The organism is Bradyrhizobium sp. JYMT SZCCT0180 (assembly GCF_018130165.1).
Lineage (GTDB): Bacteria > Pseudomonadota > Alphaproteobacteria > Rhizobiales > Xanthobacteraceae > Bradyrhizobium.
This window is the reverse complement of record NZ_JAFCLZ010000023.1, coordinates 96,108-117,108: the sequence shown is the minus strand read 5'-3', so window position 1 is coordinate 117,108 and position 21,001 is coordinate 96,108. Positions and strand designations below refer to the sequence as shown.

Genomic DNA, 21,001 nt, shown 5'->3' with positions numbered 1-21,001 from the left:
CCCCTCTTGTCGGGCGGGACGCGACGATTCAAACCGCTGATTTGCCCGACGAGGGAAGCGGAATTTTGCCCGTCGGGTTGTTTTGTCGCAGGCAACCATCATTGCCTGCGACAAACGCAAAAGCGTTTGCGCAAGGGAGCGAAGTGACGAAGCAATCCATTCCTCGGCTGGGCGTGCCATGGGTTGCTTCGCTGCGCTCGCAATGACGGGGAAAAACCGTTCCCTCACAACACCTGATGGACGTCGATGACGACGCGGTCGGCGTGGCGGGCGGCGGAGCCGATGAAGAGGTTTTGCATCAGCCAGCGGTATTTCTCATGGCCGGTCTCGAATTTCGGCACGGTGCGGAAGTAGATCAGCTTGGGATCGACCGGCTCGCCGCGTTTTAGCTTCTGCAGCAGATCGACCGGGCCGAAGCGCAGGCCCTTGTTCTCGACATAGACGGTCGCGCCGTCGTCGGTCTCGAAGGCGTATTTGGCTTCCAGCTCGATCAGTTCGTTGGGCCGGATAATCTGGAAATCCGCGCCGAACGGGCAGACCTTTCCGTTGACGCCCTCGCCGCGCACCTCGCCGCCGAGGATCGGGATGATCCGGCGCACGCCGTGGCCGGTCTCGCCGGCCGAGGTCACCTCGCCGATACGGACGGTGAGCGTGAAGACATACTTTGTCTCAAGCTGTGGCGTCATGGAAGTCCTTTAGTGGAGCATGATCTTCGAGCAAACGCTCCGCGTTTGTCGAGGGAAAACCGGTACCCACTTTTCCGGATCATGCTCTACCCCATCATGCGTTGCGGGAGCCAGAGCGCCAGGATCGGGAATGCAATCAGGATCACCAGGCGGATCAGGTCGGTCACGACGAACGGGATCACGCCGCGGAAGATTGTCGTGAACGACACGTCCTTGACCACGCTCTTGATGACAAAGACGTTCATGCCGACCGGCGGATGGATCAGGCCGAGTTCCACCGTCATCACGATGATGACGCCGAACCAGATCGGGTCGAAGCCGAGATGCATGATGACCGGGAAGATGATCGGCACCGTCAGGATGATCATGGCCATCGCGTCCATCAGGCAGCCCAGCACCAGATACATCACCATGATCAGCGCGAGGATGCCGTAGGGGCCGAGCCCGAGGCCGGTGAGCAGTTCGGTGACCTTTTGCGGGGTCTGCGTCACCGTGAGGAAATAGCCGAAGATCAACGCGCCGATCAGCACGGTGAAGACGGCCGCCGCGGTGCGGGTCGCCTGCAGCAGCGAATTCAGGATTTTTTCCTTGTTCAGCCGCCCGGTGAGGACGCCGATCAGGAACGCGCCGGTGGCGCCGACACCGCCCGCCTCGGTCGGCGTAAAGCGCGGCAGGAACGGCAGGCCGTAAAGTCCGCCGATCACGAAGACGAACAGCAGCACCGGCGCCCAGATGTCTTTCAGGCCGGCAAAGCGTTCGCGCCAGGTGGTTTGCGGTCCCTTCGGCAGGAAGTCGGGCCGGAACCAGCCGATCAGGGAGATCGTGATCATGTACATGGCCATGGCGAGCAGGCCGGGAATGATGCCGGCCATGAACAGCTTGCCGATGTCCTGCTCGGTGATGATGCCGTAGACCGCCAGCACCGTCGACGGCGGCAGCATCGCGCCCAGCGTGCCGCCGGCCGCGATCACGCCGGTGGCGAAGGATTGTGGATAGCCGAAGCGGCGCATTTCCGGATAGGCGACGGCGGAGAACGTCGCGGCCGTCGCCACCGACGAGCCGCAGATCGCGGCGAAGCCGCCGCAGGCCGCGACCGTGGCGATGCCGAGGCCGCCGCGCAGATGGCCGACGAAGCCGTTGGCGGCGCGAAACAGTTCGCGGCTCATTCCGGAATTGCTGACGAAGGCGCCCATCAGCAGGAACATCGGAATGACGCCGAACGTATAGTCGGTCACCGTGCGCATCGAGGTCTGGCCGACCATCTTGAGCGCCGGGGTAAAGCCGACGAGGTATCCAAAGCCGGTGACGCCGACGAGCCCCATCGCCATGCCCACGGGCACGCGCAGCAACATCAGCGCAAACAGCGCGACAAATCCGAGAATGGCGACGGCGTCGGTACTCATGATGCCCTACTCTACCGTGGTTTCTTTGGCATCATGGATGTCTTCCGGATGGAAGATCAGGCGGTAGGTGCGGATCGCGATCAGCAGCACCGCGGAGGCGTCGCCGGCCCACGCGATTGCGAAGAACGGCCAGGTTGGCATGCGCATGTCGAAGGTCAGGACATTGTCGTTGTAGGTGCCCTGCACCTTGTCGAACAGCGTCCAGGTCTGCACCGCCACCACGAACAGCAGCACCAGGGTGGCGAAAACGTCGATCATCCGCTGGTATCTCGGGCCGACATTGGCCCAGACCAGATCGACGGTGATGTGCCCGCCGCGATAGCTGGTCGCCGCGATGCCCCAGAAGATCAGGATGCCGAGCATCATGCGGCCGATGTCGAAGGAATCCGGGATCGAATAGTTGAAGATGTTACGCAGCAGCACGGCCAGGAAGATGTTGGCGGCGACAATGCCGACAAACGCCGCCGCGATCCATTCGATCGTATCGATGAAACGATCCATCGAGGCGCGATTCATGTGGGGGTCCTAAGACTTAAGCGAGTTGATGAAAATTCGGTGGCGCCCGGAATTCAGTTCACCTCTCCCGCTTGCGGGGGAGCATAGGCCGCCTTCGGCGGCCGTTCTTAGATAAAGACGCCGAAGCGAAGCTTCGGCTATGGCGCTCGAAGAGCGCGGCGGGTGGGGGCTCTCTCCACTCGAACAGCGTGACTCGCGGCGACACCCCCACCCCGCCCTCCCCCGCAAGCGGGAGAGGGAGAACCACGAGTCTTTTACTGCGCCAAGGCGTTGTGCTTGGTCAGCTCGGCGCGGAGCTCGGTCATCGCTGCATCCGGGTCGCCGCCGGCTTTCTTGACGTTGTCCGCCCAGGTCTTGATCAGCGGCTCGGACGCCTTCTTCCACAGCGCGGTCTGCTCCGGCGACAATTTGTAGACTTCGTGGTCGGGCAGCGCCTTGATCTTGGCAACGCCGGAGTTCTCGTAGTCGCCCCAGGGTCCGCCGACGCGGCCGGCGGCCTCGGTGTTGCAGTTGTTGTCGATCGCCTTCTTCTGGCGGTCGGACATCTGGTTGTACTTGTCCTTGTTCATCACGAAGGCAAAGGTCGTGACGTAGATCGGCGCCTCGATGTGATACTTCGTCACCTTGTCGATGCCGAACAGCAGCACCGATCCCCACGGGAAGGTGACGGCGTCGGCGACGCCGCGCTCGATGATGTCGCGGACCTCGGGCGCCGAGGACTGCACGTTGGTGCCGCCGAGCAGGGTGACGTAATTCGCCATGGTGGCGTGGGCGGGGCGGATCTTCATGCCCTTGACGTCGTCGGGCACCACGATCTTCTTGGTGCGCGAATGGAACGTGGAGGGCGAGTGGATGAAGCCGAGGCAGAACTTGACGTCCTTCATCTCCTTCTCGGCATATTTGCGGTACCAGGCGTCGAGCGCCATCGAGCCGCCCTTGGCGTCCGACATCAGGAACGGCAATTCACCGGCGCCGATGATCGGGAAGCGGCCGGGCTGATAACCCGGATTGATATAGGTGACGTCGGCGATGCCATCGCGCGCCATGTCATAATGGTCGAACGCCTTGCCGAGCTGCTGGGCCGGGAACACCTTGTACTTGATGGTGCCACCGGATTCCTTTTCGACCGCGGAGCCCCAGTCTTCCAGCGCCTTCTGCAGCGGGTGCGACGCCGGCACCCAATGCGACAGTTTCAATTCGAAGTTTTTTTCCTGCGCCATCGCAGGCGTCACACTGGCGGCGAGCAGCAGCGCCAAAAACGCTTTTCTCATCGGCATTCTCTCCCTTTGCGCATGAAGGCGGGCTTGGCGCCCGGTCTTGTTAGTTAACATGTTATATAGTTGGCGCGGCTTTTCAAGCCGGACGTTGGTGCGGCGCTTCCACGCGTCCGTCGACGGGACAGCCTTGCGGTGCAGCGCAACAAACGACAATGTTTCGCAGCAACGCCCTTTGCGAAAATTGTTATATGATATAATTATCATTGCAACACCCCGCGCAAGCGTCGGCGTGCCAATCTGTATCAGACCATGGGAGCAAGCAATTGCGGACTAAAGTCGCAATCATAGGCGCCGGGCCGGCTGGATTGTTGCTTGGGCAACTACTTCACCGCTACGGCATCGATAACGTCATTCTCGAGCGCCAGACCCCGGAATATGTGCTCGGCCGCATCCGCGCCGGCCTGCTGGAAGAGGGCACCGTGGCGCTGCTCGACGAGGTCGGCGCCGGCGCGCGCGCCCATCGCGAGGGCCTGGTGCACCATGGCGTGGAACTGGCGTTCGGCGGCGCGCGGCACCGCATCGACATGCATGCGGCGACCGGCAAGACGGTCATGATCTACGGCCAGACCGAGGTGACGCTCGACCTGATGAACGCGCGCAAGGCCGCCGGCCTCACCACGGTCTATCAGGCCAGTGAGGTCAAACCGCATGATTTCGACACCGATCATCCGCGCGTCACATACACCAAGGACGGCGTCAGCCACGAGATCGCCTGCGACTTCATCGCCGGCTGCGACGGATTTCACGGCGTCAGCCGCGCCAGCGTCAAACCCTCGGCGATCCAGACCTTTGAGCGGATCTATCCGTTCGGCTGGCTCGGAATTCTTTCGGAAACCCCGCCGGTCAGCCATGAGCTGATCTATTCCAACCATGCGCGCGGCTTTGCGCTGTGCACCATGCGCTCGACCCAGCGCAGCCGCTATTACGTGCAATGCCCGCTGGACGACCACATCGACCAATGGCCGGACGAGCGGTTCTGGGATGAGCTGAAACGCCGGCTCGACCAGAAGGCGGTCGATGAACTCGTCACCGGGCCGTCGATCGAAAAAAGCATCGCCCCCTTGCGCAGCTTCGTCGCCGAACCGATGCGGTTCGGAACAATGTTCCTGGCCGGCGATGCCTCCCACATCGTGCCGCCGACCGGCGCCAAGGGACTGAATCTCGCCGCCAGCGACGTGCATTACCTCTCGAGCGCGCTGCGCGAATATTACGACGAGAAGTCCAGTGCCGGGATCGACAATTATTCGGCCAAGGCGCTGACGCGGGTCTGGAAGGCGGTGCGGTTCTCGTGGTGGATGACCTCGATGCTGCACAAATTCCCCGATCAGGGCGAGTTTGGCGCGCGGATTCAGCTCGCGGAGCTGGAATATCTGGTCAGTTCGAAGGCTGCGTCGGCGTCGCTGTCTGAGAATTATGTGGGGTTGCCGTTGTAGGCATTCGCGTGGTGGCTATCCCTCATGGTGAGGAGCGCGTCTTCGCGCGTCTCGAACCATGAGGCCCAAATAGAATCAAGGTTGGGCCCATCCTTCGAGACGCGGCCAAGTGGCCGCTCCTCAGGATGAGGCTGAGTTTGCTGCTGGCTCGGGTGACTCTGCCTGCGCTTACGACGCAATACGGCTCTGCCACAAGCGGTTTCAAACACCCGCGCGAATCCCGTTTAAAACTTTGTAGGCGGTGACTTCGCAGGCGCGTTGCGTTCAATGACGAGCAACATCGTCAGCACGTGAGCCACACATGACACTCAGCGAAATCCCCGATGGTTTTGAGCTTCACACCCGCAAGAGCCCGCTCACCGAGCCGTGGGAGCCGCTCTATGCCAAGCGGACCGACAAGGCCGTGGTCATCGGGCTGCGGCTTGCAAAACCGCACACCAACGGCCGCGGCCTGATTCATGGCGGGCTGATCGCTGCCCTCTCCGACAACGCGATGGGCTATAGCTGCGCGCAGGCGACGAACTGGACGACGTCATTCGTGACGATCGGGCTCGCGGTTGACTTCATCGGCACCGCGGAGGTCGGGCAATGGCTCGCGATCGAGACCGAGGTGATCAAGACCGGCCGCACCATCTGCTTTGCGCAAAGCCTGATCAAGGCCGATGACATCGTGATCGCGCGCGCCAACGCGACGTTCCGCGTGGTGCCGAAGAAGGCGCCCATCGCAACAGAACAAGCGTGACGCGGACGGTTTCAGTCAGCCGAAATGCCAATCCGCAGTCTCGGTCACCAGATCGATGAAGGTGCGCACCTTGGCCGACAGCAGCCGCGAGGTCGGGTAGACGATGTGGATCGGCAGCGCCGGCTGCTCGAATTCCGCCAGTACGATGCGGAGCCTTCCTGCTTTCAGTGAATCGGCGGCCTGATAGGCCAGCACCCGGGTCAGGCCGCCGCCCGCTTCCGCATACTGGATCGCGGCGTCGGCGCTGTTGGAGGTAAACCGCGGCGTGCTGGAGACGCGGATCTCACGGCCTTCGGCGGCGAAGCGCCAATCCGGTGCAGCGGTCATGGCGCCGAAATGGATGGTATCGTGGGTCGCGATCGCCTCCGGCGTCCTGGGCTCGCCGCGCCGTTTGAGATAAGCCTGCGAGGCCACCACGATCCGCCGCATCTCGCCGACATGGCGCGCGACCAGCGTCGAGTCCGGCAAGTGGCCGATCCGCACCGCGAGGTCGACGCCCTCTTCCACCAGATTGATCATGCGGTCCGATAGCCGCAAATCCGCCGAGACATCGGGGTAGCGTTTGAGATAGGCCGTCATCACAGGGCTGACGTGAAGCCGCCCAAAACCGTTCGGGGCGGATACCGAGAGCCGGCCGCCCGGCCTGGTGCGCTCGCCCTCGGCTGCGCTTTCGGCCTCCTCGACATCGCTGAGGATCTGGCGGGCGCGCTCCAGGTAACGGGCGCCGGTGTCCGTGAGCGTCAGGGACCGCGTGGTCCGCTGCAGCAGCCGGGCGCCGAGACGGTCCTCCAGCGCCGCGATCAGCCGCGTCACGCCTGATGGCGACAGCCCGAGCTTGCGCGCGGCAGGGGCAAAGCCCTGCAAATCGGCGACGGTGACAAAGGCCTGCATGGCGTCGATACGGTCCATGCCATTATTTCATATATTGCAATAGTGTCGTGTCAACCGGGATGATTGTTTTAATTCCTGGCGAGAGCATCTTATGACCAGCAGAGGCGCACCGGCGCCGCCGAACTTGGCAGGAGCAGCTCCAATGTCAGACGTTCACACCTATTCCAGCGATGTGGCCTTCACCCCGGCCGTGAAGGCGGTGCAGGCCCGCAAGGGATCGCGCGACGCCTATGCCCGCGTCGAAGAGAACGGCGGCTGGCGCACCGAGATCGACGAGAATCTCGCGGGCTTCCTGGGCGAAACCAACAGTTTCTATTTCGCCACCGCCTCGGCCGCCGGCCACCCCTACATCCAGCATCGCGGCGGCCCGAAGGGCTTTGTCAAAATCATCGACAAGAACACGATCGCGTTCGCCGATTACAGCGGCAACCGGCAATACATCACGCAAGGCAATCTCTCGGAGAACCCGCAAGCGCATATCTTCGTGATGGACTATGCGCACCGCAGGCGCGTCAAGATCTGGGGCGAGGCGCGCGTTGTCGATGACGACCCGGCGCTGACGCAGGCGTTGATGCCGAAGGGATACAAGGCGCGGCCGGAACAGGTCATCTTGTTCCGGATCTCGGCGTGGGACACCAATTGTCCGCAGCACATCCCGCAAAAATTCGACGCTGGCGACGTCGCCACCGCCTTGGCCTCGCGCGACGCCCGCATCGCCGAGCTCGAAGCAGAACTGGCCGCATTGAAGGGCCAGCCTGCATCGGCGGCGCCATGACGTGAAATCACAAGCAGGCGAGATCGGTGGGCTTATCTAGCCGATGGGTGACACCGTTACGATCCGTCACGACAAACGCTCACCATGTAGATGCTCAGCTCGTTTGTCTTGATTAGATCATATGGATCGTCCACCCCTTGTTCGCGCAACCATTTGATTTGCAGGTCGTAGGCTTGGCGCTCATAAGCGGCAATACAAGGCAGCTCTATCTTGTTGAACCTCTGCACGTGATGGACGAGTTCATGCAACAGGGCGCTCTTCTGCCGAAGATCATTCGGTAACCATTGCCGCGGCAGGTAAATGGAGCCCTCGCTACGATTATAGAGCGCTTGCAACTCCAACCCGCTATTTTCCGGCGAGCCAAAGCGTCTGGCCAGTTCCGTTGCTGACACGAAATTGATCGGCGGATGATCCGGAGCCAGCAAGCCGGTCTGAGCAACGATCCATGCAATGTAGATTGCGATCAGGTTATTCAAGGCATGCCCGCCCGTGATTTCGAGGCTCTTGGTGGAGCCCAAGTCCGCAGCAGCATCGGATTGCGTTCCCGGACTATCGGTGCTTCAGTAGCAAAGGTTCCCAGAACAACCGCGACGCTTCGGCTTGCGCTTCGTGCAGGCCGATGCCGATATCGTGCAGAAAATCGGGCTTGTCTCTGAGATCCGCGCGCAACTCTGCCCTGAAACAGGCTCGCTGCCACCACGTGGCAAGCAGGCTGAAGATCGCACCGAGGCGCAGATGATCTTCGCCTGATTCAAACTGTGTATAGGCACGCATGGTGATACTCCGATTTTTGCGATCGGGATGTCCCCGCACATCGCTGGCGTGACAGAAGCCTGCCGCCATCGTCCCCGGCGTTAGCCAGGCGTCACTGTCGCGTTAAATTTGCTTGGCGGACCGTGAAAAGTGTAGAATGCACTACCTGGAAGGGCATCACCGTGCGAACTTCGCGTGCGCCAACGGAAGGCGCGTCGTCTCCGATATTTCATCTTTCGCTGCTGGGACGGTTCGAGCTGACCGGGCCGAATGGCGTTGTCGAATTGCCGAGCAAGAAGCTTGCGGCCTTATTGGCCTACCTCGGCTGTACGGCGCCGCAGCCGCAGCCACGCGAGAAGCTGACTGCCCTTCTGTGGGGCTCCCATTTCGACGCGCAAGCCAAGCAGAACCTGCGCCAGGCCCTCTTCCGGCTGCGCAAGGTGCTCGGCCAGAACGCCCTCGATAGCGACGGCGAGGTCATCTCGCTCAATGCGCAGGTCATGCAGTGCGATGTCGGCCGGTTTGAGGCCTTGGTCCGCGAGGGCAATCGCGATGCGTTGAGTGCGGCGGGCGACCTCTATCGGGGCCGGTTGATCGATGATGTTAGCGTCGGAGAAGAGGGCTGGAACGAATGGCTCGCAGCTGAACGCGAGAGGCTGCTGGAGCTTGCGCTTGGCGCCATGATGGGGCTCGGTGAACAGGAGCTCGCCGCAGGTCGCGCCGAACATGCTCTGAAGGCCGGCCAGCGTGCCATCGCGCTCAACAATTTGCGCGAGGACGCCCATCGGTTGATTGTCAGGGCACTGGCCGCCACGGGACGCAAGGCCGAAGCCCTCAAGCACTACCAGGACCTTGTCGCGTTGCTCAGGCACGAGCTGAATACCGACCCCGACGCGGCAACCAAATCGCTCGCCGCCGGGCTGCGCAGCGCACCGCCGCAAGGTAGCTCGCCCGCTGACGGGGCGAACACCAGGCCCGGTCGGACAGGACCCGGTTCGCCGCCGGTCGCAGTACCCGTTGCCGACATTGGGGGCGATCCCGCGCAGGAGCTGAACGCCGGTAATACCGCAGCGCCAATCGAGGCGGCATTTTCTGCGACGGCGGTCGGCCCGGGCAGCCCCGAGCGACGACAGCTCACCATCCTGGCGTGCAACGTCGTCGATTCGATGGCGGTTTCGGCGCGTCTCGACCCTGAGGACATGCGCGATTTGATTGCGTCTTTCCATACGGTGATCGACGATGCGGCGTCGCAATTCGGCGGATTCGTCGCCCAGTACCTCGGCGATGGCGTGCTCGTCTATTTCGGCTACCCGGCGTCAGGCGAACATGACACCGAGCAGGCTGTGCGCGCCGGCCTTGCGATCCTTGATACAGTCCGCGGGCTGACGGCTGGTTCCGGCGGGCCCCTTCAGGTGCGCGTCGGCATCGCCACGGGGCTGGTTGTCGTTGGCGAGCAGCTAGGACCGGCGGATACCGGGCAGCGCGTTGCGATAGGCGAGGCGCCAAACGTGGCTGCGCAACTGCAAGCCCTGGCGTCGCCCGGCGAGGTCGTGATCGCTGCCAGCACGCATCGGCTGGTGGGCCGGATGTTCGACTGCCGCGCCTTGGCTTCGATCGACATGGAGGGCCTGCCGCAGCCGGTCGAGGCATGGCAGGTGCGCGGCGAAGCCGCCGGCGTCAGCCGCTTCGAGGCGCGTCGCTCCAGTGCGCAGTCCGCACTGGTCGGCCGGCAGGAGGAGATCGAGCTGCTGCTGCGCCGCTGGGATCAGGCCAAGCACGGCGAAGGGCGAGTCGTGCTGCTCTCCGGAGAGCCCGGCATCGGCAAGTCGCGGATTTCTGAAACCCTGCTGGTCAGGCTCGAGGGCGAGCCGCATGCCCGACTGCGCTATTTCTGTTCGCCACACCATACCCAGAGCCCGCTCTACCCGTTGATTACGCAGCTCGAGCAGGCCGCGGGATTTGAGCACGGCAGCGACTGCAGCGCGAAGCTCGACAGATTGGACGCCCTGCTCAGGCCGACGGCGAAAAATCTGCCCCGCGACGTGGCGCTGATCGCCGAGCTGTTGGGGGTGCCGGCGGACGAGCGCTATCCGGCCGTGGCGGCCAGCCCGCAGCAGAAGCGGGAGATGACCCTCGCCGCGCTTCTCGATCAACTCGTCGGCGCCGCGGCGCAGGGCGCCGTGCTGATCCTCGTCGAGGACGCCCACTGGATCGATCCGACATCACAGGATTTGCTCGAACGAATGGTTGCCCGTGCCGCCAGCCTGCCGGTCCTGCTGGTGGTCACGGGACGGCCCGAGCTTCGGCCGAACTGGATCGGTGAGCCGCATGTGTCGATGCTGCCCTTGAACCGCCTCGGCCGTCGCGACAGCGCCGGCATCATTGCCGGCGTCGCCAGGGACAAGGCGCTGCCCGACGCGGTCGTCGATCAGGTCCTCGCGCGCGCAGATGGCGTGCCGCTGTTCATCGAGGAACTGACCAGCGCGCTGATCGAGAGCGGCGTCCTTCGCGAGACCGACGAGGGCTACGCGCTCGACGGGCCGCTGCCGGAATTCGCCATTCCAGCGACGCTGCAGGCTTCGCTGGTGGCGCGCCTCGATCGGCTCACCTCGGTCAAGGACGTGGCCCAGATCGGCGCCGCGATCGGAAGGGAGTTCTCCCACGAGTTGATCGCCGCGGTGTCAACCTTGGCGCCGTTCGACCTCGACGCGGCGCTCGAACGGCTGACCGGCGCCGGCCTCATCTCCCGGCGCGGAGCGACGCCGGAGGCGACCTACACGTTCAAGCACGCTCTGGTGCAGGACGCCGCCTACAGCACCATGCTGAGAAGCCGGCGGCAGTCGCTGCATGCGAGCATCGCTGCAGGGCTGATCGAGCGATTCCCGGCGCTGGCCGAGACCCAACCTGAGGTGGTCGCCCATCATTTCACCGAGGCCGGGCGTGCCAGCGAGGCCATGGGCTACTGGGTCAAGGCGGGGCGGCTGGCGCAGGCGCGATGGGCGCACCACGAGGCCGTGGAGTTCTTCGAGCAGGCGCTACAACTCGTCGAGGCGCAGTCCACGAGCCGCGAGGCGCTGGAATTGGCTGTCGATCTCCGCTTCGAGCTGAAAGGGTCGTTGTTGCCGCTCGGAGCGTTCGAGCGCATCCTCGACTGCCTTCGGCAGGCCGAAGGTCCGACCAGGGCACTCGGGGATCAACGGCGACTGGGCCAGCTCGGCGTCCATATGTGCCACGCCTTGGCGCTGGCCGGGGATCTGCGGGAGGCGATCGCGTTCGGCGAGACCGCTCGCACCATCGCGGCGTCGCTTGAGGATGTACCGTTGCAGGTGACCGGGCATCTGTACCTCGGGGCGGCCTACCTGTGGACGGGTGACTATCGACGAGCAGAGGATCTGTTCCTGACAGTTGTGCGCTTGCTCGACGGCGAGCGGAGCCGGGAACGGTTCGGCCTCACCGCATTTCCGGCCGTGATCGCCCGCGCCTACCTGACTTGGTGTTGCACCGACGGCGGAGAATACGAGCGAGGGATCGTCCACGCTGAAGGAGCCATCGGCCTCGCCGAGGCACTGGATGATCCCTACACTCTGACCATCGCCTGCTGGTATGTCGCCTATCTCCGGATCTGCAGGGGCGAACCCGGCCGCGCCATCGATGTGCTGGAACGCGCGCTGGCGGTGGCACGCGAGTGGAACCAGACCTACAACGGAGCGCTCCTTTCCGGCATGCTGGGGTACGCCTACGCGATGTCGGGACGGACGGACGAGGGCATCGCGTTGTTGGAGCGCGGGCTCGGCTTCCTCGAGGCGATGGGACATCGCGTGGGCCAGCCGAACTTCATGGTGTTCTTGGGCGAAGCGTGCGCGTTGGCCGGCCGGTTCGCAGACGCGTCGGGATTTCTCACGCGCGCCCTCGCCCTTGCCCGAGAAGGCAGTCAACGCGGCTATGAGGCAAGGGCGCTTAGGCTGCTCGGCGACGTCGCTGCCCGCGATGAGTCGCCAAAAAAGGCCCTGCGCCACTACAGCGATGCGCTGGTGCTTGCCGAAGAGATCGGCATGCGTCCGCTGATCGCACACTGCCACCTCGGCCTCGGCAGGCTGTACCAGGGCACGGGTGAGCCCAAGCGAGCCACCGAGCACTTCTCCACGGCGGCGACGATGTACCGCGATCTCGACATGTCGTTCTGGCTGGAGCGGGCCGAAGCTGAGCGGCGCCAACAGGCCTAGGCGAGCCGCTTGAAAAGCAGGTCGTAGGCTGCGTCTATGTTGACGCTTGTCGCGACGCGGGCGGGGTGGCCCGCCGGATCCCGGATGATCCTGCCAGACTCGACGCGAATCGTCATCGGTTCAATGTTGAACAGTGACGGTTGGAGCGCATAGAGGGCCCCCAACTGGTCAAAGACGCCCTCGTTTGCTTCGTAGTTGTGCTGATCCAGCTGGTCCTGGATCACCTTCGCGTAGAAAGTCGCCCACTTCGTTTTCATATCTTTCATCGTCTGCTGAGCCCAGTCCCCCTTGTTCATCGTCATCTCGACGTCAAACGTAATCATCACCGGGTTCAATTCCGCTTCGAGCAGCTTGTTGGTGGCGAGCGGATCGCTGCCAAGATTGAACTCGTGGGTCTTCCTCTCCGTGAATGTTCCCCCAGTGACGACAACAGTGCCGACCGTCTTCATCGCCGCCCTGTCGCCTTCGATGGCCGCGGCGATATTCGTCATCGAACCGATGGCAAGGATGGTCAGCTCCGGCCCATGCGCCCTCGCCATAGCTGTTAGCATCTCGGGCGCGTATGTTCCGTTCACGACTGTCCCGAGAGGGGGTAGCGCCCGCACGACACTGCTTGGCGGGCACGGCACATCGATTGAGACTGGCTTGAGGGCCTGCATGCACCCTGCATAGATGGGGATATCGGGACGTCCACAGCAGTAGGTCATGCGTCGTGCGTTGGTGGTGGTATCTGCTATGTCCTCGTTGCCCCAGACCGTGGTGACGCAGAGCACGTCGATGTCGCGCTTGGCGAGCAGCAGGACCAGGACGAGGGCATCGTCCCAGCCCGGATCGGTGTCTATCACCAGCTTAGTCACCAGATGCTCCCCCTCGGCGGTTCACCAAGCTCAGTACAAGTCAGTCCCGGCGCGAACGTCAACGTTGGGCGCGAGAGGAGAGCGACCGGATTGGCCATTGGTGTATTCCAATTTGGCTGAGTTGGACGGAATGTGATCTTGTCGATCGGATCGGATGCCTGCGTCATATGCCGCGACGCGTGCAGCTCTTGGACACCAACCTCCGCTGTACGTAGGTGTCAGTGGCGCAATTAAGTCAAGGCGTGGCGCTGAGCCGTGCCGGGCATCCGAGAGCCGGGAAATGTACCGCAATATGGGCATGACGCACTGGCTGGAACAGGCGGAGCTGCGTCCGCTGTAGTCGGCGCGGTGCGCGGCCGAAGGGGTCTGGCTCACGGGTGCGCCACCCCTGCAACGGTGCAAAATCTCTTCATACCCGGCGGCAGGCAGTGCGCCGTCCCGCGCGCACGATGAATTGCGCCAGGTAAGGCGGGTATCAGGATTGGCTCCGGATATTCGTTCGAACCGCATCACGATCACGCTGTGCGCGTTCATTTTTAACGCCCCCGTAACGCCAAACTAACGCCGGCGACCACGGCTGCCCGCTCAAATTGGCGACACGCGAGGTAAGTGGCGGGGCCCGGTCTGCCGGCCGTTATTGGCTCCTTTGCTGCGATTGCCGCGTGTCCTCAAGCGGAGACCGGCAATGACGCGTACGGCAGTCCTTTTGAATTTTTACGAATGCGTCTACGGCCTGACGATCGCCGTCGTGCTGCTCGCTTCCGGTTTCGCCTTTGCGAGCGTCCGGGATCTATCGGAAGCCTGGTTGCTCGCGCCCCTGACGCTGGCTCCGCTCGGACTTCTGGTCGTCGCTATGGCGCTTCGATGGCGCGAGTTTCGAGGATATGCCCACATTCCCGGCCCAAAACCTTCGTTCTTCGTCGGTGCCCTCAGATCCCTGCTGCTCCACGAACATGGCGCCCGGGATCGGGCGCTCGTGGAGCTGCATCGCGTGTACGGTCCGGTCGTGAAGCTCCACATGGCATGGGGCAATACGCCGTTCGTCTCGCTCTCGATCGCACCGAAGGAGCTCGGGCACAAGGACATGGATTCGAACCGGGTCGCCGACAATACCGTGCTGCCCCGAAGCCTGATGGGCCTGAAGAGGGGCGAGAGGCACACCGCGCACCGGCAGCAGATGAACCCGCAATTTGCGCCGAAGGCCGTGCTGCAAGGGGCTAGCCGTCTGGAGGAGGTCTCCGCACTCTATCTTCGAACCTGGAAATCCGGCGAGACCCGGCATGGCAGCCTGAAAGCGGATCTGCATCACTGGAGTGCAAACAGTCTGGGCGCCTTCCTCTGCGGCCCGGAGTGGGAGCAGCGGCCGGACCTCTCGGAGTATTTGGCGGCGATCGGGGAGCTTGAGGAAGCGATCAGCTTCCGGGCATTTCATCCCTTCTTCGTGCGGCGGCTGTTTCCGGTGCGAGCGCGGCGGGCCAGGGTCGCCTATCGCTACCTGTTCGATCACCTCGAAGCCGCGGTGGAGCGACGGCTGCAACGCCGTGTGACGGCGGGCGTAGCGGGTGGGCCGCCGCGGGACGTGCTGGGAGCGCTGGTCGGCCTGAAGCTGGCCCCGACCGGCGGCAAGGCCAGTTGGAGCCACAAGGAGTGTGTCGAGGAACTGATCTCGCTGGTGGCGGGAGGAACGGACGCCATGAGCTATACGCTCGCCCAGGCGCTTTATCTGCTGTCCCGAAACCCCGATGTGCAGGACCAGGCGCGAGCCGAAATCCTCAAAACCGGAGTCCGGAAAACGGAAGTCTTTCAAACCGGTATCCTGCAGGCGAAAGACGCCGGGAAGAGTCCGGGTGATGTCTTCGTGCTGAACGTGATCCATGAAACGATGCGCCTGTTCCCGGCCGTTCCGTTCAGCTCGAAGATCTCGGAAAGCCAGTCGATCGAGGTGGGGGGCATCACGATCCCGCCGAAGACGAACGTGATGTGGATGAAGACGGCGATCGGCCTCAACGAGGCGCTGTTCGCCAACGCCGCGCAATTCAACCCGAGCCGGTTCGCTGCCGGACCCGGCGGCGAGCGCCCGGCCGAGTCGATCGCGACCGCCATGCCGTTTGGCGCCGGCGTGCGCCATTGCATCGGGCGCCACCAGGCCGAGCACCTGTGCACGCACTTCCTGAGCGCCATGCTTCGGGAGTTCGAACTGGTCCCGGTACACGACGTCGCCGTGACCTTTTCAGCTACGGTCTCGGTGACGCCGTCGTCCGTACCGGTGCGGCTCGTCCCGCGGCCGGGCCCGGGTGAGCGCCAGCCACAAAACACCGCACTGTTGGATTGCGCCTGATCGCGTCGTCGCGCCGCAACCCGGTGACTGCGCCGCGGAACGGCCGCACCGCGAAGCTCGCGGCAGAGCTCGCCGCTTGAAAGGCCGGCCCGGCGCGGCGAACTGGTCAGTTCGGCTGGCTCCAAAATGAAAACTCGCCCGTGTCGTCCACGGGCGAGTTCTCAAACGTCATCCGATCAATAATAGCTGCGGCAAACGTTGATCACGCCGTAGGAGGTCACCCGCCAGCAGCCGTAGCCATGGGCGTGGTGGTAGTGGCCGTGATGATGATGGCCGTGGTGGTGATGGCCATGGTGATGGTGGTGGCCGTGATGGTGGTGGCCGTGGTGATGATGGCCATGGTGATGGCCGCCATGCCCGTGGCCGTGGCCACCGTGGCGCCCGCCGGCGAAAGCCGCGCTGGACAGCGAGGCGGTGCTCAGAGCGAGAACTGCAATCGCCGACACAATGAGTTTCTTGATCGTCATAGTCATTCTCCCGATTTGATGCAGCGCGAGTATCGCCTGCTGTGATCGGGAACGTAGACGCCCTCAACTCCATGCGATGTGACGGAGGTCACTCAGGCCGCTGGAGCGTGCCGGTTCCTGCCCGGCACGCCGGAGATGCGTGAAAAGAGCTGCTTACGCAGCCTCCTGCTGCAGCGGCGCCCAGCCGAACTCCGGATAATATTGCAGCATCATCCGGTCGACATAGGCGGTCAGGTTGCCGAACTTTTCGGTCTGCTGCCGCAGCGGAGATTCGAAGTACGGCGTCAGGATGCCGGCAATCGCGCCGAAGGCGGTGGCATCGGTGCCGCAAGGCGTGTCGCCAAACAGATAGGGCTTGTCGCCGAGCTGAACCGACAGCGCAAACAGCGAACGGATCGCAAGATCGACATCCTCTTCCGGAGCGTGGCGGCCGAGACCGCTCAGCAGGTAGTTCTCCGCCACCCGGAACTGCGCGTCCTCGCGCAGCTTCTCACGCAGGTGGTCCGGCGCACCGTCGAAGAAATGCGCCGGCCCCTTGGCGAAATTCTCGGTATCGACCCAGCGGGCGCCGACCAGTGCCCAATAGACGTGATGCTCGATCATCCGCTCGAACGCCCAGGCCTGCGCCCGTGCCTGCAGCGACAGCGGCGCGTCGAAATCGAAGCCGTATTTGCCCTCGATGTGGGCGCGGATGAAGGTGGAATCGGCGACGCTCTCCGCCTCGTCGACGATGTATGGCAGCTGCCCCTTGGGCGAGGCCGGCGGCATCGCCTTCTCCTTGCGATAGGCAAGTCCAGCCATCTTGAGCTGGACCTCGGTCTTGGTCACAAAGGGGCTGATTTCCGGCAAGCCAAAGCCGGGGCCGAAGCCATAGAGCGTGATCATCCGAAAAACTCCTGATTTCCTCAAGAACGTGGGGAAAGCCTAGCGACGCCCTGCTGCCACCGTGGTGTCAGCAGCAGCAATGCCGGCCGCGACCTTCCTCTTCCCGCGGCGCACGGCGCCCACGGGCCCGCGACAGCAACTGCCCTTGCGCAAAGGCGCACATTGCTGTGAATGAGCGCCATGCCAGCTCGACCATCGCCCAGCGCAGATCTGACGTGACGCAGTGGATGGAAACCAGCTGTTCCAGGGCGAAGACCTCGCTATTCGCAAGACGCCGGCGGCCTCCCAGGGGACCAAATTCGCTGAAAATCGTCATGGACAAATTCCCTTCAGTTGAGGTGTTGTCCCGATATACCGACCCCCTGCTGCCAACATGCTGTCAGCATCGGCCAGGCGGGCGTACGAAAAGTGAACTAAGAGACCCAGGGATAGAGATCCGCCATGAGACGCGCCGACCGGCTGTTCCAGATCATTCAGGTGCTCCGGCGCACGCGAAAGCCGCTGACGGCGGACGCGATCGCGGCCGAACTCGAGACCTCGAAACGCACCATCTATCGCGACATCGCCACCCTGATCGAACAGCGCGTTCCGATCCGCGGCGAGGCCGGCATGGGCTACATCCTGGAGAAGGGATTCGACCTGCCGCCCTTGATGCTGACGCCCGACGAGATCGAAGCCGCCGTGCTCGGCGCGCAATGGGTGGTAGGCCATGCCGATCCCGTGCTGGCACGCGCCGCGCAGGACCTGATGGCGAAGATCGCCGACACGGTTCCGGAACGGTTGCGGCCTTTCGTTCTCGAACCTGCAAGCCGCGCGCGGTCGGTCTGGAACCGGGAACCTGATCGTATCGACATGGTGCGGACACGCGCCCAGATTCACGAGGGCAAGAAAATCACGCTGGACTATCGCGACGAACATGGCCGCGAGAGCAAGCGCACGATCTGGCCGATCGCGATCGGCTATCACGAAGCGGTGCGGATCATGGCGGCGTGGTGCGAGCTGCGGAAGGATTTTCGCAGCTTTCGCACCGACCGGGTCGTCGATGCGGTGTACCACGACGAAAAATATCCGGAGCGGCGCGATTTGCTGCGGGCGAAATGGCGGCGCAGCCTAGTCTGGGAAGCCCCCAAGGATACTTGAGGGCGCGCTGATTTTTGGTTGAAGCGGCCCGTCCAGCATGGGTGGCGGAGGACAAGCGCAGGTATTCGAGGGAGACCCTAAAGCTCGGTCGGACTTCAAGGCGGGGACGCTCTATGCGATCTCGGGCATAGCCGACTGGATTTACTATGGTCAGGTCGCAGTTGATCAATCTGTTGCGTTCTTTTCTCGCCGTGATCGAAAAATTGTTGTTGCTGCGGACGTATTGGCTTCGCCGGTCATGTCGAGGGTAGGAGTAGATTTTGCGTCCGTCGGCCGGGCGCTTCGGTTGGGTGCATGGAAAAAGCTTGGGAAATATCCATTGCGAGACGAGTTAGAAAGCCTCCGGGCCGTCGTGCAATGGCCCGTAGGGACTCTGGATGTGACTGTTTGGATTGGTCATGTGCAGAGCCCTCTCACGCGAGTTGAGGATCCGTCGATACAAAACTTGGAGATAGTCTCAGCTTGGGACGCGGTTCATCATATTCCCGCCCGGTTGGCGGTTGACTTCGCTCCGGATGAAGCAACCCGCACCGTGGCCAATGTTTGGTCCATCGGAGGACCGATCTGGCGAGAGCGACGCGTGAAGGAAGAGCTTGCCCGCCGCTTCGATAAACCGTGGCATCAGTTGCCTGCGGATTGGGTGCCAACGGGCCTCTAAAGAGCACGAAACGTCCGTTCCCGGCACTTCGCGTGATTTCGCCGTGATGCGGGATTTGGTCGCTACCGGGCACAGAGGACAATGGTTCAGTTCCACACCCATCCATATCGATTATTATTCACGCCCCGAACTCGGCTGGCCGGCCACTCCATTCCGCGCTAAACGGCAGCGATGGATGAAGCCGGATCAACGATTGCCAGCGAAAGCCCCTGCCAGGCCTGCGGCGCCTGCTGCAGCTATTCGCAGAACTGGCCGCGCTTCACGACCGAGGATGATGCCGACCTCGACCTGATCCCGGAAAAATTCGTCAACGACCGGCTGTCGGGAATGCGCTGCGACGGCGACCGCTGTTCGGCGTTGTCGGGCAAGGTCGGCGAGGCGACGGCGTGCACCATCTATGCGGTACGCCCTGAGGTATGCCGAACCTGCATGCCCGGCGATCCCGAATGCGCGATGGCGCGGAAGCGGCATGGGCTGGCGGTGTTGGTGTAGTTCACCACTGTCGTCCCGGCGCAGTCAGATGCGCAATTGCGCATCGGGGGACCCATACGCCGCGACCCGTGTTGTTGGAAAAGAAAGATAACGACCAGCGTGTGAAATAATTTCCGCTGGTGGCTATGGGTCCCGGCGTTCGCCGGGACGACGTGCGGAGAGACTTACGCCGGCACCGCTTCGGCGAGGTCTTCGTCGTCGAGGTCTTCAATCGGAGCGAAGGTGGAGAGCGGCTTGGTCGAGAGCGTGATCGGCTTGCGGTTGCCGTAGGACGACGAGGGCGCGGAGCGCGTGGCCGGTTCGCGCGACAGCGCGTAGAGGGTCGTGCCGACGCGGCCGCCCAGCGAGATCAGCTCGCGCTCGGTGCAGCTGGCGGCAATGGCGAGGGCGAGCGAGTGCAGATGGCTGCGGCGATAGCAGAACAGCGCCAGCATCGCGCGCGTCTCCGAGGAGACGCTCTCCACCAGAAGCGGCAAGCCGTTGGCGTTGGCGCGGTACATCTCGCCGAGCAATTCGTCCCTAACCGGGCAGAAATCGTTCTCGAAGGCTTCGCGGCTTGAAAACATTGCGGTTCTCCCTATGCGGAAGATGCAGTGCAATACTCTAACGAAAGGTTAACCACCCGTACCAGTAGTGTTCCGGTGCTCTTGCTAGTTTCGACCAAATCGGACCGGCGCAGCCGGTGATTCGCGCGGCGCGAATTGCGCCTAAACCCCTGCCGCTACGGGCTGGCTGGCGGTCACGTGCAGACCAGGAAGGCTATGCGTGAGGGAGGCTGGTGCCTATCCGGAATACTCCGGTCCGATTGTTGTTTTGACGCGTTTTCTTTACGCGAACCGGTATCCCCCCGGATCAAGTCCGAGGGCTTGCTTCGCTGGAAAACGCTCTGACCGGATCAGTTCGCCGCCATGTAGATCGCCAGGCCGAAGCCGGTGAGATGGTGCAGGGCCTGGTCGACGCCGATCAGTGTCCAGAACCAGGGATGCTCATTCTCCAGCGTCACGCCGAAGGACGATGCGCAGATCCCCTTGATGCGGTCGATCGTGATGTGGATCGCGAAATCGATGAAGGCGACGAACCAGAACCGCGGCGCGACCACCATGATCAGCAGCAACGATGTCACGAGATGCACCGAGCAGTGCGCCAATAGCGGCATCGCCCAGCCGGTCTTCTGGTCCTTGCCGATCGCCATCCAGGAAGTCTGAAAAATGAAGTCGGCAATGATGTGCTTCACCGTGAGAAGCAACATCCATCCCACCAGCGCAACAATCGGGACCGACGACGACATGGAAGGAAACAACAAAGCTGACGCCCTTTGCTGGGACTAACGAGGTGGCAATAAACCGGGGGTCTAGGCTGTCAGCGAATTTTCTTCTCGAACCCGGACGTGAACGTTGCCGGTATTTATGGCACCTCCCGGACCGGAATGCACCTGTGGGTGGTTGGAAAAAAACATGGTGTGGCC

General features: G+C 62.9%; 21 protein-coding genes. 9 read left to right on the top strand and 12 right to left on the bottom strand.

Features of this window, described 5'->3' with window-relative positions:
• Window positions 1-224 precede the first annotated feature (224 nt).
• From JQ641_RS29565 to JQ641_RS29550, 4 genes are all read right to left on the bottom strand, one after another.
• Entirely contained in the window at window positions 225-686 is a 462-nt protein-coding gene (locus JQ641_RS29565) for a DUF3237 domain-containing protein (RefSeq protein ID WP_211999388.1), read from the bottom strand.
• Between the two features lie 86 nt (window positions 687-772).
• Window positions 773-2,089 carry a TRAP transporter large permease gene (locus tag JQ641_RS29560; protein ID WP_211999387.1) on the bottom strand — a complete coding sequence of 439 codons (1,317 nt, stop codon included), beginning with the start codon at window positions 2,087-2,089 and terminating at the stop codon, window positions 773-775.
• A gap of 6 nt (window positions 2,090-2,095) precedes the next feature.
• Window positions 2,096-2,605 (bottom strand): TRAP transporter small permease, encoded by a 510-nt coding sequence (locus JQ641_RS29555; protein WP_211999386.1) that lies wholly within the window; start codon window positions 2,603-2,605, stop codon window positions 2,096-2,098.
• Between the two features lie 254 nt (window positions 2,606-2,859).
• Window positions 2,860-3,876, bottom strand: a complete 1,017-nt coding sequence (locus JQ641_RS29550) for a TRAP transporter substrate-binding protein (RefSeq protein ID WP_211999385.1) — start codon at window positions 3,874-3,876, stop codon at window positions 2,860-2,862.
• Between the two features lie 269 nt (window positions 3,877-4,145).
• Here JQ641_RS29550 and pobA point away from each other — a divergent pair, with 269 nt between their 5' ends.
• Window positions 4,146-5,315 carry a 4-hydroxybenzoate 3-monooxygenase gene (gene pobA / locus JQ641_RS29545; RefSeq protein WP_211999384.1) on the top strand — a complete coding sequence of 390 codons (1,170 nt, stop codon included), beginning with the start codon at window positions 4,146-4,148 and terminating at the stop codon, window positions 5,313-5,315.
• Between the two features lie 301 nt (window positions 5,316-5,616).
• Entirely contained in the window at window positions 5,617-6,057 is a 441-nt protein-coding gene (locus JQ641_RS29540) for a PaaI family thioesterase (protein ID WP_211999383.1), read from the top strand.
• Window positions 6,058-6,072: 15 nt separating this feature from the next.
• Here the strand turns inward: JQ641_RS29540 and JQ641_RS29535 are convergent, their stop codons facing one another.
• Window positions 6,073-6,966 (bottom strand): LysR family transcriptional regulator, encoded by an 894-nt coding sequence (locus JQ641_RS29535; protein WP_211999382.1) that lies wholly within the window; start codon window positions 6,964-6,966, stop codon window positions 6,073-6,075.
• Between the two features lie 124 nt (window positions 6,967-7,090).
• Here JQ641_RS29535 and JQ641_RS29530 point away from each other — a divergent pair, with 124 nt between their 5' ends.
• Complete coding sequence (locus tag JQ641_RS29530; protein ID WP_211999381.1) at window positions 7,091-7,723, top strand: pyridoxamine 5'-phosphate oxidase family protein; 633 nt, start codon at window positions 7,091-7,093, stop codon at window positions 7,721-7,723.
• 56 nt (window positions 7,724-7,779) lie between these two features.
• Here JQ641_RS29530 and JQ641_RS29525 read toward each other — a convergent pair whose 3' ends face one another.
• Together JQ641_RS29525 and JQ641_RS29520 are read right to left on the bottom strand one after the other, a co-directional pair.
• Window positions 7,780-8,199, bottom strand: a complete 420-nt coding sequence (locus JQ641_RS29525; protein ID WP_211999380.1) for a DUF6647 family protein — start codon at window positions 8,197-8,199, stop codon at window positions 7,780-7,782.
• Window positions 8,200-8,272: 73 nt separating this feature from the next.
• Entirely contained in the window at window positions 8,273-8,497 is a 225-nt protein-coding gene (locus JQ641_RS29520) for a DUF1127 domain-containing protein (protein WP_211999379.1), read from the bottom strand.
• A gap of 161 nt (window positions 8,498-8,658) precedes the next feature.
• On the opposite strand from JQ641_RS29520, the gene JQ641_RS29515 reads away from it, so the two are divergent.
• Entirely contained in the window at window positions 8,659-12,699 is a 4,041-nt protein-coding gene (locus JQ641_RS29515) for an ATP-binding protein (protein WP_211999378.1), read from the top strand.
• Here the strand turns inward: JQ641_RS29515 and JQ641_RS29510 are convergent.
• Window positions 12,696-13,556 carry a nucleoside hydrolase gene (locus JQ641_RS29510; RefSeq protein WP_211999377.1) on the bottom strand — a complete coding sequence of 287 codons (861 nt, stop codon included), beginning with the start codon at window positions 13,554-13,556 and terminating at the stop codon, window positions 12,696-12,698. The two genes, JQ641_RS29515 and JQ641_RS29510, sit on opposite strands and share 4 nt — an antisense overlap.
• Window positions 13,557-14,241: 685 nt before the next feature.
• Between JQ641_RS29510 and JQ641_RS29505 the strand changes: the two genes are divergently transcribed.
• Both JQ641_RS29505 and JQ641_RS29500 read left to right on the top strand, forming a co-directional pair.
• The gene (locus JQ641_RS29505; protein ID WP_211999376.1) at window positions 14,242-15,894 is read left to right on the top strand and encodes a cytochrome P450; all 1,653 of its coding nucleotides are present in this window, start codon (window positions 14,242-14,244) and stop codon (window positions 15,892-15,894) included.
• A gap of 239 nt (window positions 15,895-16,133) precedes the next feature.
• Window positions 16,134-16,406 (top strand): hypothetical protein, encoded by a 273-nt coding sequence (locus tag JQ641_RS29500; protein WP_211999375.1) that lies wholly within the window; start codon window positions 16,134-16,136, stop codon window positions 16,404-16,406.
• A gap of 108 nt (window positions 16,407-16,514) precedes the next feature.
• On the opposite strand, the gene JQ641_RS29495 is transcribed toward JQ641_RS29500, so the two are convergent.
• Both JQ641_RS29495 and JQ641_RS29490 read right to left on the bottom strand, forming a co-directional pair.
• Entirely contained in the window at window positions 16,515-17,246 is a 732-nt protein-coding gene (locus JQ641_RS29495) for a glutathione S-transferase family protein (RefSeq protein WP_211999374.1), read from the bottom strand.
• A 67-nt stretch (window positions 17,247-17,313) separates the two neighbouring features.
• Window positions 17,314-17,562 carry a hypothetical protein gene (locus JQ641_RS29490; RefSeq protein ID WP_211999373.1) on the bottom strand — a complete coding sequence of 83 codons (249 nt, stop codon included), beginning with the start codon at window positions 17,560-17,562 and terminating at the stop codon, window positions 17,314-17,316.
• A 125-nt stretch (window positions 17,563-17,687) separates the two neighbouring features.
• Between JQ641_RS29490 and JQ641_RS29485 the strand changes: the two genes are divergently transcribed.
• From JQ641_RS29485 to JQ641_RS29475, 3 genes are all read left to right on the top strand, one after another.
• Entirely contained in the window at window positions 17,688-18,386 is a 699-nt protein-coding gene (locus JQ641_RS29485; protein WP_211999372.1) for a helix-turn-helix transcriptional regulator, read from the top strand.
• A gap of 37 nt (window positions 18,387-18,423) precedes the next feature.
• Window positions 18,424-19,044: a hypothetical protein gene (locus tag JQ641_RS29480; protein WP_211999371.1), complete on the top strand. Its 621-nt coding sequence runs from the start codon at window positions 18,424-18,426 to the stop codon at window positions 19,042-19,044.
• 171 nt (window positions 19,045-19,215) lie between these two features.
• On the top strand, window positions 19,216-19,536 hold the full coding sequence (locus JQ641_RS29475; RefSeq protein ID WP_211999370.1) for a YkgJ family cysteine cluster protein: 321 nt from the start codon (window positions 19,216-19,218) through the stop codon (window positions 19,534-19,536).
• Window positions 19,537-19,700: 164 nt separating this feature from the next.
• Here JQ641_RS29475 and JQ641_RS29470 read toward each other — a convergent pair whose 3' ends face one another.
• Both JQ641_RS29470 and JQ641_RS29465 read right to left on the bottom strand, forming a co-directional pair.
• The gene (locus JQ641_RS29470) at window positions 19,701-20,102 is read right to left on the bottom strand and encodes a hypothetical protein (RefSeq protein WP_211999369.1); all 402 of its coding nucleotides are present in this window, start codon (window positions 20,100-20,102) and stop codon (window positions 19,701-19,703) included.
• A 329-nt stretch (window positions 20,103-20,431) separates the two neighbouring features.
• A complete protein-coding gene (locus tag JQ641_RS29465; protein WP_192737081.1) occupies window positions 20,432-20,785 on the bottom strand; it encodes a DUF3307 domain-containing protein in 354 nt (117 codons plus the stop codon).
• Between the last annotated feature and the right edge of the window lie 216 nt (window positions 20,786-21,001).